Annotated in this window: 7 protein-coding genes; 5 read left to right on the top strand and 2 right to left on the bottom strand. The window is 70.1% G+C overall.

Annotation, left to right across the window (positions count from 1 at the left end; translation table 11 throughout):
- Window positions 1-13 precede the first annotated feature (13 nt).
- Together ACFV2X_RS40465 and ACFV2X_RS40470 are read left to right on the top strand one after the other, a co-directional pair.
- On the top strand, window positions 14-976 hold the full coding sequence (locus ACFV2X_RS40465; RefSeq protein ID WP_385626303.1) for an AAA family ATPase: 963 nt from the start codon (window positions 14-16) through the stop codon (window positions 974-976).
- Window positions 976-4,506 carry an SAV_2336 N-terminal domain-related protein gene (locus ACFV2X_RS40470; RefSeq protein ID WP_385626304.1) on the top strand — a complete coding sequence of 1,177 codons (3,531 nt, stop codon included), beginning with the start codon at window positions 976-978 and terminating at the stop codon, window positions 4,504-4,506. The genes ACFV2X_RS40465 and ACFV2X_RS40470 overlap by 1 nt, the downstream gene beginning before the upstream one ends.
- Here the strand turns inward: ACFV2X_RS40470 and ACFV2X_RS40475 are convergent.
- The gene (locus tag ACFV2X_RS40475; protein ID WP_385626359.1) at window positions 4,448-5,839 is read right to left on the bottom strand and encodes a hypothetical protein; all 1,392 of its coding nucleotides are present in this window, start codon (window positions 5,837-5,839) and stop codon (window positions 4,448-4,450) included. The two genes, ACFV2X_RS40470 and ACFV2X_RS40475, sit on opposite strands and share 59 nt — an antisense overlap.
- A 546-nt stretch (window positions 5,840-6,385) precedes the next feature.
- Here ACFV2X_RS40475 and ppdK point away from each other — a divergent pair.
- Window positions 6,386-9,112: a pyruvate, phosphate dikinase gene (ppdK, locus tag ACFV2X_RS40480; RefSeq protein WP_385626305.1), complete on the top strand. Its 2,727-nt coding sequence runs from the start codon at window positions 6,386-6,388 to the stop codon at window positions 9,110-9,112.
- A gap of 182 nt (window positions 9,113-9,294) precedes the next feature.
- Here the strand turns inward: ppdK and ACFV2X_RS40485 are convergent, their stop codons facing one another.
- Window positions 9,295-10,128, bottom strand: coding sequence for a helix-turn-helix transcriptional regulator (locus ACFV2X_RS40485; protein ID WP_385626306.1), 834 nt, complete (start codon window positions 10,126-10,128; stop codon window positions 9,295-9,297).
- A gap of 117 nt (window positions 10,129-10,245) precedes the next feature.
- Here ACFV2X_RS40485 and ACFV2X_RS40490 point away from each other — a divergent pair, with 117 nt between their 5' ends.
- Window positions 10,246-11,310, top strand: coding sequence for an aldo/keto reductase (locus tag ACFV2X_RS40490; RefSeq protein ID WP_385626307.1), 1,065 nt, complete (start codon window positions 10,246-10,248; stop codon window positions 11,308-11,310).
- A 428-nt stretch (window positions 11,311-11,738) separates the two neighbouring features.
- Complete coding sequence (locus ACFV2X_RS40495) at window positions 11,739-13,361, top strand: MFS transporter (RefSeq protein WP_385626308.1); 1,623 nt, start codon at window positions 11,739-11,741, stop codon at window positions 13,359-13,361.
- Window positions 13,362-13,385: the final 24 nt, after the last annotated feature.

A 13,385-nucleotide genomic window follows, 5' to 3' on the forward strand; every position in this document is an offset into this window, starting at 1 on the left:
GAGACAGAAGACGATGGCACAGGACTGGAGGCTCTTCCAGGGCGGCGACACCGAGCCCCACGACGTGGAGACCTGGCCCGCCGCACCGCCGTGGCGGCGCTTCGGCGACGACTCGCCGCGCAGGTCCCAGGGGCGGCTGCCGTATCTGATCTCCGAAGAGGACCGCGACGTCGTCAACATGGCGCTGCACCTCCACCGCCCGCTGCTGGTCACCGGCCCGCCCGGCACCGGCAAGTCGACCCTGGCCCGTGCCGTCGCACGCGAGCTCACCCTCGGTGAGGTGCTGCACTGGCCGATCAACAGCCGCTCCACGCTCACCGAGGGCCTTTACTCGTACGACGCGGTGGGCCGGCTGCGCGAGACCTCCCTGAGGCAGCGCGCCACCCCCGACGAGACCACCGGACCCGAGCCGGACATCGGCGACTATCTGCGGCTCGGCCCGCTCGGCACCGCGCTGCTGCCGGCCGACAGGCCGCGCGTGCTGCTCATCGACGAGCTCGACAAGGGCGACGTGGACCTGCCCAACGACCTCCTCACCGTCTTCGAGGACGGCGAGTTCGAGATCCCCGAACTGGCCCGCCTGGGGGAGGGCACCACGGTCCAGGTGCAGATCGCCGGCTCCCGGGAAAGGAAGCCGATCACCGGCGGCTGGGTGGGCTGCCGGGTCTTCCCGGTCGTCGTCATCACCAGCAACGGCGAGCGCGAGTTCCCCCCGGCGTTCCTGCGCCGCTGCGTACGGCTCGACCTCAGGCAGCCCGATGAGCAGCAGCTCCAGCAGATCGTCACCATGCATCTGGGCGAGGAGGTCAGCGCGGACGCACGGGACCTGATCGCCCACTTCATGAGTCTGCGCAACGAGCGGGAGCTGGCCACCGACCAGCTGCTCAACGCGGTCCGGCTGCGGTCCTCCGGGGTGCGGGTGGACGGGGACATCCTGAACAAGCTGCTCCGCTCGCTGAACGAAGTCGACGCGTAATGATCCAGCGGTTGTGCGCCCTGCTGGAGGACGCGGGGGTCGAGCTCTCCGAGGTGGAGCTGCGCGACGTCCTGTGGTTCGCCGCCACCACCGCGCCGTCCGCGACCGATGGCGACGGCGACGGCGCGAAGCAGGCGTCGACCGCGGGTGCCGACGGTCCCGCGTCCGACGGGGCCTTGGACAGCGGCGAGGAGAGGAAGGGCGCTCAGCGTCACCTCGCCGCGCAGCGCACCGCGGGCGAACCCGAGCCCGAAGCCCTCGCCCCCGCCGGGCTCTTCGCCCCCGGAACCGCCCGGCCCGCCGGGGCCCGCCCGGCGCGCGCGGTCGGGGTCAGGGGCGTACGGGCGCTCCCCGCGGCGCGCGGACTGTCCCGCGCGCTGCGGCCCCTGCGGCGGAGCGTGCCCTCCCGCACCCACTTCCACATGGACGAGGCCGCCACCGCCGCATGGATCGCCGAAACCGGTCTGCCGGACGTGCTGCTGCGCCCGCGCCCGGAGCGGAGGCTGAGCGCCGCGCTCGTCGTGGACGACGGCCCCTCGATGGTGCTCTGGCGCCAACTGGCCGCCGAGGTACGCGGCCTGCTGGAGCGGCAGGGAGCCTTCCGCTCCGTACGGACCTACGGCCTGGACAGCGCATCGGGGCCCGAGCCGGTGCTCACGGCCCGTCCGTACGCCCCCGACGCCCCACGCCGCACCGCACGGCAGCTCACCGACATCTCCGGCCGTACGGTGATGCTGGTCCTCTCGGACGGGGTGGGCCCCGGATGGCGCAGCGGCGCCATCCCGCGGCTCCTCCACCGCTGGGCCCGCTACTCGCCCGTGGCCGTCATCCAGCCGCTGCCCGCGCGGATGTGGCCGGAGCGCGGCATGCCCATCCAGCGGCTGCTGGTCGAGGCCGGGGGCCGGGAGGGCGCACCGGGCCGCGTGTTGTCCGTGCGCCATCCGGTGCTGCCGCGTGGCCTCGTCTCGTACGAGGGCACCCCGGTGCCGGTGCTGGAACTGGCCGAGGACGAGCTGGGCGCGTGGGCCACGCTCACCGGCACGGGCGACGGCAGCGCGCTGCTGCCCGTAATGCTGCTGGACGGGGCCGAGAAACCGGTGGCCGCACAGGCCACGGCCCAGGTCCCCGCACCGACGGCCGAGGAGCGGCTGCGCCGCTTCCGGGCCGCGGCCTCCCCCGAGAGCCAGCGCCTGGCCGGGGCGCTGGCCACCGTCCATCCGCTGACGCTGCCGGTGATGCGGCTGATCCACCAGGCGGGCGCCGGCCGCGGGGAGCGCCGTGGGGACCGCCGCGGGGAGCGCTTCCACCCGGCGCAGCTGGCCGAGGTGTTCCTGGGCGGGCTGCTGCGGAGGCGGGAGGCAGGCGCGGACGCGGACGAGTACGAGTTCCACCCCGGCCTCGCGGATCTACTGCTGGACGGCGTCCGCACCTCGGACGCGCTGGAGACGGCGGCGCAGGTCACCGAGTTCCTGCTGCGCCGCCAGGGCAGCGGCCCCGAGTTCCGCGCCCGGCTGTCCGGGGACCACGGCGACTCCCGCGTCGCCGAGGAGGCCCGCCCCTTCGCCGCGGCCTCCCCGGAGCTGCAGCAACGGCTGGGGCTGCTGGACGAGGACCCGCACGACGGACCGCCGCCGGAGCCGCAGTCGGCGCAGCCGGCCGAATCGCCTGCTCAGCCGTCTGATCGCTCCTACACCTCCGAGCGCGTCCAGCCGCCCCTGATCGCGGTGGTGCGGCGGATCGCGGCGGACGAGGGGCTGCCGACGGTGGTGCGCGAAAGCGCCGAGGAGGTGTTGGGCGAGGCTGACGAGCGGAACGACACCGGCTGGCCGGGGGTGCGGACCCTGCCAAGTCTGGCCCGTCTGCTGGTCAACACCGGGTGGCGGACGTACGCCGATGAGCTGGGCGAGGTGGTGCGGGGGCAGATCGCGGAGCTGGCGTCCTTCGAGGACCTCGAATCCAGGAATCTCCGCGGACATCTGGCGCTCACGCTGAACCAGATGGGAGAGCACGACGAGGCGGAGCGTCAACTGCGTGCGGTGGTCAAAATCTCCGGGAGGGTCCATGGCGAGGAGCACGATTACACGCTCTTCGCCCGTGACTATCTCGTCGACCTGCTGGACGATGCCGGGCGGACGGCGGCGGCGGAGGAGGAGTGCCGCACGCTGATCGAGGCGTGGGAGCGGCGTTCGGACGGTGGCGACCGAGCGACGGTCCTGCGGTTGCGCCGGACGCGGGGGACCCTCCTGCTGGGACTGCTCCGCAGGGAAGAGGCCGAAGCGGAGTTTCGCACGGTGGTGCGCGGCCGACGTGAACTGAACGGCCCTCGGCACTATGACACCGTCAGTGGACGTATTTGGCTGGCCACCGCGTTGCAAAGGCTTGGGCGTTATGACGAGGCCGAGGCCGAGGTGCGGTCGGTGGTAGAGGACTGCCGATCGGCCGGGCCTGATGATGAAGCCTCGTTTGCCGCACTCTTCGCACTGGGCGACATCCTGGTAGCTCGGGGGCGCACGGAAGAGGCGGAGTCGCTGTGGCGCGACCTGGTCCACAGAACCCTCACCGGTTTGGGGCCCGGACACTGGAGAACACGCATGGCCCGCAGCAAACACATTCACCAGCTGCGCGACTTGAAGAGGTACGCGGAAGCGGAAGCCGAGGTCGACACGCTGGTGGAGGAGTCGGTCGCCGCGCTCGGGGAGCGGCACGACGAATCGTTGACCGCATTGCGTCTGCGGGCATTGCTCTTGGAAGACCAGCGGCGGCACGACGAAGCACAAGCGGCCTACCGTGATGTTCTCGAGCGACAAATCGCCGTGCTCGGCGGCGAGCATGACAGCACCCTCGCCACTCGGGACTATCTGGCGGAGAGCATTGAAGCGGCCGGGCGGTACGAGGAGGCGCTCGAGGAGTACACCCAGGTGCTCCAGGACCGGATCCGCGTGCTCGGAGCTGACGCGGAAGCGACGTTGGTGACGCGATACAGCCGTGCCCTGGCCTTGGCGAAACTTGGGCGTCCGGAAGAGGCCGAGGAGCAGTACCGCGTGACCATGGAGGCGGAGGCCCGGGTACTGGCGCGGGACGACCCCAGCGCGCTGTTGACGCATTTCCAACTGGCCACCCTGCTGCGTGACCAGAAACGCTACGAGGAATCGGAGACCCTGCTCCGTCAGGTGGTGGAGGGACGCACGCGGTCTCTGGGGGCGGAGGCCCGTGAGACGCTGACGGCCCGGCACAGCCTCGGCTATGTGCTCAACGAGCTGGGCCGGTTCGCCGAGGCCGAGGCCGAGATCCGGGAGACCGTGCGCGGGCGGCAGCGCGTCCTGGGGCCGGAGGACCTTGCAACCCTCTGGACCCGCCACAACCTCGGCGTCGCACTCAAGGGCCTAGGCCGGCTCGATGACGCTGAGGCCGAGTGGCGCGCAGTCCTGGAGATCAGCGAGCGCGTCCTGGGCGAGGAGCACGACTGCACCGTCAGAACCCGTAAGGCCCTGGCCAGGCTGCGGGCGACGGACGGTGATCCGTCGGCGTGACCGGCGGCACCGCCAGGTCGTCCACGCCCATCCCACCCGAGGCCACCAGCAGGTCAAGCGCCAGCGCCGCCGTCCAGCTGAAGTCGCGGGTGCCGCGCGCCTCGGCGGTGTACGGGTCGACGTACTCGGCGAAGCCGGAGGAGACGGCGGCGTCGAGGGCGGCGGAGCGCAGCGCGTCGGCCCGGTCCACCGCACCGTGGAGCCGCAGGCCGCGCTCCAGCAGCCAGTTGACGTTGAACCAGGCGGGGCCGCGCCAGTAGCGGTACGGGTCGAAGGCGCGCCCCAGCAGGTCGTAGCTGGGTACGAGACGCACCGGGCCGCCCAGGCCGAAGTGGGGGCCCGACGCGGTGCGGATCAGGGCGGCGGCGATCTCGCTCGGCAGGTCGGGCACGATCAGTGGCAGCAGACCCGCGGCGCTGAGCTCAGGGATCAGCCCGCCGCCACGCAGGTCACGGCACAGGAACAGCCCGGCGGCCGGGTCCCACAACCGCTCGACCAGGGCGGCGGTGAGCCGCCGCGCCCGCGACCGATGGGGCGTCGGGTCGGCGCCGACGGTGGTGGCGATCTCGGCCAGCGCGTGCTCGGAAGCGATCAGCAGCGCGTTGACGCCCGGGTCCTCGACACAGAACCCCGAACCGGCCCCGCCGTCATCGCCGTAGCCGCGGTCCCGGTAGTCGGCGGCGAGCCGCACATAGCGGCCGTAGTCCAGGTCGGTGGGCCGGTCGGCAGCCGCGCCGTGGTCGAGGTCGGCGCGGTGGAAGGTGTCGGGCGGGGCGGGATCGACGCGCGCCAGCGGGGCGTCCCAGCAGGGGCTGTTGTCCATGCCGGGCTCCCAGGGGTGGACCACGGACACCAGCCCGCCCCCGCCCAGGTCCCGGTGTTCGGCGAGATAGCGGTGCCAGGCCGCGAGCCGTGGGTGGACGCGGGCCAGGAAGCCGCGGCGCGCCGAGGCCCGAGGGTTGGCCCGGTGCACGAGCAGACAGGCGAGCGCGTGGACCGGCGGCTGGACGATGCCGGAGGTCTCGACGGCCGCAGGCGCGCCGAGCGCCGCGCCCGCGCTGGAGGAGCGCCAGAAGTCGGGGCTCGGGAAGTACGCGTCCAGCGGCACCGCCGGGTTGAAGACGATGTGCGGGATCCGGCCGTCGCCCCACTGGGCGGCGAGCAGGGTTTCCAGTTCGCGCTGGGCGCGGTGCGGCGACAGATGGCGCAGTCCGATGGCGATGAACGCCGAGTCCCAGCTCCACTGATGCGGGTACAGACCGCGCGAGGGGACGGTGGAGGTGCCGGTCCAGTTCTCCAGGAGCACCCGCCGGGCGCCGTGCAGCAGCCGCATCGGCGCGGGTTGGGAGGGCTCGCCGCTTTCCACCAAGGGCTCCGTGGGGGTTCGTGGCCTCGTTTTGCCGTTACGGCGAAGATATCCGAGCCCGTCCCGGCGGCCCCGCTCATGTGAGCGTGCTCGTTTGAGCGGGCCCCCTCTCGTTGTATCCAAAAGGCGAGATGAGGGCCCGTCAGAGCGCGTGATTCTCGCCACTCTGATAGCCCTTCTGCTCAGATGAGCGACTGTGGTGGGGTGATTCAGTGGTCGGGGGCTGCGCTTACCTCTCCAAGTCATGGCACTCCGTGCCACCCAGTTGATGTTCGACAGCTCGAACCATTGGTTACGCACAGCGACATTCGGGCGCTTCGATATGGGCGCAGCGTGGGCGTGCGTTCGGCTCTTGAAGAAGCTGAGAAGCGGGCTGTTTCGTACGAGTGACTTTCGAACTCGTGGCAGGCGGGTGGTTACGGCCGAATGACGGGGGAGTGCACATGCTCAGAAGCCTTTGATCTGGGTACGCTCCCCGCCGTCAGGGCAGCCGAGCCGAGGAGATCGAGTCCCGTGCCGGAAACACAAGATCAGCAGAAGTTCGTTTACGACTTCACCGAGGGCAACAAGGATCTCAAGGACTTGCTCGGCGGGAAGGGTGCCAACCTCGCCGAGATGACCAATCTCGGTCTCCCCGTGCCACCGGGTTTCACCATCACCACGGAGGCATGCAAGGTCTACCTCGCCAGTGGTGAGGAGCCGGCCGCCCTGCGCGACGAGGTGAGTGCGCACCTCGACGCCCTCGAGAACAAGATGGGCAAGAAGCTCGGCCAGGCGGACGACCCGCTGCTCGTCTCCGTACGCTCCGGGGCGAAGTTCTCGATGCCCGGCATGATGGACACCGTCCTGAACATCGGGCTCTCCGACGACTCGGTGGCCGGCCTGGCGGCCCAGGCGGGCGACGAGCGGTTCGCCTGGGACTCCTACCGCCGTCTGATCCAGATGTTCGGCAAGACGGTGCTCGGCGTGGACGGCGACCTCTTCGAGGAGGCGCTGGAGGAGGCCAAGCGCGCCAAGGGCGTGACCGTCGACGTCGACCTGGACGCCGGTGACCTCAAGCGGCTGGTCGGCGAGTTCAAGGACATCGTCGCCAAGGAGACCGGCCGCAGCTTCCCGCAGGAGCCGCGCGAGCAGATGGACCTCGCGGTGCGGGCGGTCTTCGACTCGTGGAACGGCGACCGCGCCAAGCTCTACCGCCGTCAGGAGCGCATCCCGCACGACCTGGGCACCGCGGTCAACATCTGCTCCATGGTCTTCGGCAACCTCGGCCCCGACTCGGGCACCGGCGTCGCCTTCACCCGTGACCCGGCCAGCGGCCAGCAGGGCGTCTACGGCGACTACCTGCAGAACGCGCAGGGCGAGGACGTCGTCGCCGGTATCCGCAACACCGTTCCGCTCGCCGACCTCGAACAGATCGACAAGGGCTCGTACGACGAGCTCATGCGGATCATGGAGACCCTCGAGAACCACTACCTGGACCTGTGCGACATCGAGTTCACCATCGAGCGCGGCAAGCTGTGGATGCTGCAGACCCGCGTCGGCAAGCGCACCGCCGGGGCCGCCTTCCGGATCGCCACCCAGCTGGTCGACCAGGGCCTGATCGACGAGGCCGAGGCGCTGCGCCGGGTCAACGGCGCGCAGCTCGCCCAGCTCATGTTCCCCCGCTTCGACGAGGAGGCGGCGAACGGCGGCACGGTGCGCAAGCTCGGGCGGGGCATCGCCGCCTCGCCGGGCGCGGCCGTCGGCAAGGCCGTCTTCGACTCGTACACCGCCATCAAATGGTCCCGGTCCGGCGAGAAGGTCATCCTCATCCGCCGTGAGACCAACCCCGACGACCTCGACGGCATGATCGCCGCCGAGGGCATTCTGACCTCCCGGGGCGGCAAGACCTCGCACGCCGCCGTGGTCGCCCGCGGTATGGGCAAGACCTGTGTCTGCGGCGCCGAGGAGCTGGAAGTCGACACCAAGCGGCGCCGGATGACGGCGCCGGCGCTCGACGGCAAGGACGGGCTGGTGATCGAGGAGGGCGACGTCATCTCCATCGACGGCTCCTCCGGCAAGGTCTACCTCGGCGAGGTGCCGGTCGTCCCGTCCCCGGTCGTCGAATACTTCGAGGGCCGGATGCACGCGGGCGCCGACGACGCCGACGAACTGGTCGGCGCCGTACACCGGATCATGGCCTACGCCGACCGGGTGCGCCGGCTGCGGGTGCGGGCCAACGCCGACAACGCCGAGGACGCCAATCGCGCCCGGCGGTTCGGGGCCCAGGGCATCGGCCTGTGCCGCACCGAGCACATGTTCCTCGGCGAGCGGCGCGAACTGGTCGAGCGGCTGATCCTCGCCCACACCGACGAGGAGCGCGAGACCGCACTCGGCGCGCTGCTGCCGCTCCAGAAGGACGACTTCGTCGAGCTCTTCGAGTCGATGGACGGCCTGCCCGTCACCGTACGGCTGCTCGACCCGCCGCTCCACGAGTTCCTGCCCGACATCACCGAACTGTCGGTGCGCGTCGCGCTCGCCGAGTCCCGCAAGGACCACAACGAGAACGACCTGCGGCTGCTCCAGGCCGTGCACCGGCTGCACGAGCAGAACCCGATGCTGGGCCTGCGCGGGGTGCGCCTCGGCCTCGTCATCCCGGGCCTGTTCGCCATGCAGGTACGGGCCATCGCGGAGGCCGCCGCCGAGCGCCGTAACGCCAAGGCCGATCCGCGCGCCGAGATCATGATTCCGCTGGTCGGCACGGTCCAGGAGCTGGAGATCGTCCGCGAGGAGGCCGAGCGGGTCATCGAGGAGGTGGAGCGGGCCCGGGGCGTGGACCTCAAGCTGACCCTCGGCACCATGATCGAGCTGCCGCGCGCCGCGCTGACCGCCGCTCAGATCGCCGAGTCCGCCGACTTCTTCTCCTTCGGCACCAACGACCTCACTCAGACCGTCTGGGGCTTCTCCCGCGACGACGTCGAGGGGAGTTTCTTCACCGCCTACCTGGAGAAGGGCATCTTCGGCGTCAGCCCCTTCGAGACCATCGACAAGGACGGCGTCGGCTCCCTCGTCCGAAGCGCCGCCGAGGCCGGCCGCGCCACCCGCCCCGGCCTCAAGCTCGGCGTCTGCGGGGAGCACGGCGGCGACCCGGAGTCCGTCCACTTCTTCCACGAGGTGGGCCTGGACTACGTCTCCTGCTCGCCGTTCCGCATCCCGGTCGCCCGCCTGGAGGCCGGCCGCGCGGCGGTCATGGAGCGGTAACCCAACCACCGGAGTCACGCTGGGGTCTCCTACCCTCACCCCGGCGCTGACTCCGGCCCGCGAAGGGGGCGGCACCTGTGCGGAGGTGCCGCCCCCTCCTTCGCTGATCGGGTCAGCGGGTCGTGTATGTGTACGCGAGCAGCGCTATCGGCATCGCGGCGCACACGGGGGGCGGTTCGACATCACCGTGTGCACAACCGGTCCAATGCCGACCGGCTTTCATGGTCCGCGGCGCGGAATATCACCAACCGCTGATCCGGATCTTGAAGCGGCGTAAGAACTTCGAAATGCACTGCGATCACACCGACGTCAGGATGCCTCATCACCTTGTGTCCGCGGCCGTTGACCTTGATGTCCCGCTCGGCCCACAATCGTGCGAATTCCTCGTCATGAGTGATGAATTCGGCAATGAGGCCGGTCAAGGCCCGATCCTCCGGATGCGCGGCCCACGCAGCGCGCAGGTGAGCGATCCCCTCCCGCACAACGCGTTCCCGGTCGACGTAGAACTCGCGTATCTCCGGATGCATCAGGCACAGCCACATCGAATTGCGCTGTGACGGCGGCAGGGTGTCGAAATCCAGTAACAGCCTCGTCATTTCGCGGTTCCAGGCCAGTATGTCGTAGCGGTGGTTCATCAGCATGGCCGGCAGCGGCGACAGGTCGGCGACCAGCCGGGCCAATGACGGCGCCGCGGTGGTGGCGGGCTTGTCGGCGTTGCGGGGGTGCTGCTGAGCCAGGTTGAAGAGGTAGGCGCGTTCGACGGGGGCCAGGCGCAGGGCCTGGGCCAGTGCCTCCACCACGTCCGCTGAGGGCCGCAGCCCGCGGCCCTGTTCCAGTCGCACGATGTAGTCGACGCTGACTCCGGCCAGTTCGGCGACCTCTTCGCGGCGCAGTCCCGGGGTCCGCCGGGCCTGCCGACGCGACGGCAGACCGAGATCGCGCGGGTCCAGCCGTTCGCGCCGGGTTCGCAGAAACGCGGCCAGCTCCTGTGTTGCGTCCACGGTGTGGGGCGTCATGTTCGTTCCAACAGCCAGGGTAGGACCGGCGTTCCCAGGAACCTCTTTCCCTTACCCCCGGCTCGCTGCGGTCACAGCCTTGTTCTCGGCAATGGATCACGAGCACAGGAGGACACGATGTCGATCACCCTCGACACCTACCGGCTGCTGGGCCGCTCCGGGCTGCGGGTCTCACCGCTGGCGCTGGGTGCGGCGACCTTCGGCACCGATTGGGGCTGGGGAGCCGAGCAGGACGAGGCACGCAAGCTGTTCGACCTCTACGTCGAGCGAGGCGGCAACTTCATCGACACCGCCAACACCTACACCAATGGCAGCTCCGAGCGTTTGCTGGGCGAATTCACCCGCGACAAGCGCGAAAGCCTGGTGCTGGCAACGAAATACACGACGCTGCGCCGGCCCGGCGACCCGAATTCCGCGGGTAGTCACCGCAAGAGCCTGTTCGCTTCGGTGGAAGCGAGCCTGCGACAGCTCAATACGGACTACATCGATCTGCTCTACCTGCACGTGTGGGATTTCACGACACCGGTCGAGGAGATCCTGCGCGGCATGGACGATCTGGTCCGGCAGGGCAAGATCTTGTATGCGGGGATCTGCAACACCCCGGCCTGGCAGGTGTCGCGCATGCAGGCGATCGCCGACCTGCGCGGCTGGTCGCCGCTGGTCGCGCTGCAGATCGAATACAACCTGATCGAGCGTACCGGGGAACGTGACCTGATCCCCATGGCACGCGAGATGGGGCTGGGGGTGATCCCGTATTCACCCCTGGCCGGCGGGGTGCTCACCGGCAAGTACAGCCGCGACGACCTGATCGCGGCGAACGTCGCATCCGACGACGGCACCCGCAAGAGCTTCAACCTCGCCTTGGGTACGCTCACCGAACGTAACCTTGCCATCGCTGATGTCGTGAAGGAGGTCGCCACGGAGCTGGGCCGCACCCCCGCCCAGGCCGGGCTGGCCTGGACCCTGCGGAATCCGGGCGTGACGGCACCGATCATCGGCGCCCGCACCCCCACGCAGCTGGAGGACAACCTGGGCGCCCTGGAGATCGACTTCACCGCCTCCCAACTGGCCCGCCTCGACGAGGCCGGCACGATTGGACTCGGCTTCCCGCACGACATGCTCGCCAGTGACCACATCCGCAAGGTGACCGCAGGTGACCTGAAGATCGAAACTCGCCGCTGATATCCGATGGAGCGCAGGCCCTCCGCCGGCGCGACCAGTTCCTTGGTGCCGATCGGTTGTCCGCGCCTCCGGCGGTGCCGCCGAGGCGGGGATGAAGTAGGCCCGTCCGCCTCCGAGGGGCGCGATACGGAGGCGGGTGCCGCCCCCTCGCCGCCGACTACGGACACCCGCACCACGAACCCGGCGGGCTGATCGGGGACCTCTGCCCCCGTCCGTGATTGACCGGACCTACGAGCCCCGCGTGTTACGCTCCCAGCCGGCTTCTCACCGTCGGGCCTCGCGCCTCGCCAACCAGCTTCCCCCGGGTCCGGATGACACGGGGAGGGTGGAAGCCACCTCACCACATCCTGGGAAGGGTGTTCTGTGATGGTGGCGACGTGCGTCCGTCGGCTCTTCCGGTTCTCCCTTCCCTCAGGGAGGTCTCCGGAGTGTCGGAAGTCAAGTCCGCGGTCACATCCGCGGAGCAACCAACCACACAGCGTCCGTGGCTGGTTCTCGCGATCATGTGCATCGGCTTCTTCATGTCGTTGCTCGACGGATCCATCGTCAATGTCGCCATTCCCACCCTGATCGACAGCCTTGACGCCTCGTACGACCAGGTCTTGTGGGTCATCGACGGCTATCTGCTCGTCTTCTCGGTGCTGCTGATCACCACCGGGCGGCTGGGGGACATCTTTGGATACCGACGGCTGTACGTGATCGGCATCGTCAGCTTCACCGTCGCCTCGGCGCTGTGCGGGCTGGCCGATTCGCCGGGCCGGCTGCTGGCGGCGCGGGCGCTGCAGGGGCTGGCCGGGGCGCTGCTGTTTCCGCAGGTCATCTCGTCGATCCTGACGATCTTCCCGCCACGGCAACGCGGTCGCGCCTTCGGCCTGTTCGGGGCGATCGTGGGCTTCGCGCCGGTCATCGGCCCGGTTGTGGGCGGCTTTCTGCTCGCTCACTTCAGCTGGCGCTGGATCTTCTTCATCAACGTCCCGATCGGGATCGCCACCGCCGTGCTGGCGCTGACCTTCGCGCCGCCCATGCGCTCGGGCCGCACCCACCGGCTCGATCTGGTCGGCGTCGCGCTGGTCACCGCCGGGCTGAGCGGCATCGTGTTCGGCCTGATCGAGGGGGAGCGCTATGACTGGGGCACCATCGCCGGGCCGATCAGCATCACCTCGGTCGTCGTCGCGGGCGTCGTGCTGCTGGTGGTGTTCGTCCTCTGGCAGCAGCGGCAACAGCGGCTGCGGGAAGAGCCTTTGATGCCGCTGGCGTTGTTCCGGGCACGCAACTTCGCGGTCGGCAACTGGGTCGGCTTCGTCTTCCAACTCGGCATGATCGGCATCATGTTCGTGCTGGTGCTGTATCTGCAGATGGCGCGCGGGTACTCGGCGCTGGGGACCGGGTTGGTGGTGCTGCCGAACGCCGTGCTCACCGCGGTCGGCTCCGCGTACGCCGGACGGCTGTCGGACAAGTTCGGCGGCAAGTACGTCCTGATGGCCGGGGTGACGCTGCTGGCCGTCGGCCTGCTCGTACTGGTGGCGATGGTCGGCCCCGCCAGCAGTGCGTGGAGTCTGCTGCCCGGTCTGACCATCATCGGGATCGCCGGCGGCGCCACGTTCGCACCGCTGCAGCAGGCCACCATGGACGGTGTCGACCCACGGCTGGCCGGGGCGGCCTCCGGCGTCTCCAGCACCACGCGGCAGATCGGCGGTGTCCTCGGCACCGCCGTACTGGGCGCCCTGCTGTCGGCCCGCCTCTCCTCGACGTTGCACAGCGAGGCCCAGAAGCGCGCCGGCCGGCTGCCGGAGCAGCTGCGTACGCGGTTCATCGACGACAGCGCCGCCGCCGGGCAGCACTTCCGCCCGCCCACGGCGCCGGACGGTCTGCCCCCGGCCGCGACCAGGCTGTACGAACGCGTCACCGTCGATACGTTCGCCACCGGCTTCGTGGGCGCCATGCGCACCACGTTTGTGGCGTGCGCCGTGGTGCTGGTGGCCGCCGCCTTGTTCTGCTTCCTGTTCGGCCCGGGGAGGAAGCCGACGGCCGAGACCGCGCCGCTGGAGTGACCGGGCGCTGACGGTGGTCGCGGC

Source organism: Streptomyces sp. NPDC059679 (genome assembly GCF_042734105.1).
Taxonomy (GTDB): domain Bacteria; phylum Actinomycetota; class Actinomycetes; order Streptomycetales; family Streptomycetaceae; genus Streptomyces.

Coding starts and splice junctions, on each gene's coding strand:
- ACFV2X_RS40465 (WP_385626303.1), top strand. CDS start 14: ATGGCACAGGACTGGAGGCTCTTCCAGGGCGGCGACACCGAGCCCCAC.
- ACFV2X_RS40470 (WP_385626304.1), top strand. CDS start 976: ATGATCCAGCGGTTGTGCGCCCTGCTGGAGGACGCGGGGGTCGAGCTC.
- ACFV2X_RS40475 (WP_385626359.1), bottom strand. CDS start 5,839: ATGCGGCTGCTGCACGGCGCCCGGCGGGTGCTCCTGGAGAACTGGACC.
- ACFV2X_RS40485 (WP_385626306.1), bottom strand. CDS start 10,128: ATGACGCCCCACACCGTGGACGCAACACAGGAGCTGGCCGCGTTTCTG.
- ACFV2X_RS40490 (WP_385626307.1), top strand. CDS start 10,246: ATGTCGATCACCCTCGACACCTACCGGCTGCTGGGCCGCTCCGGGCTG.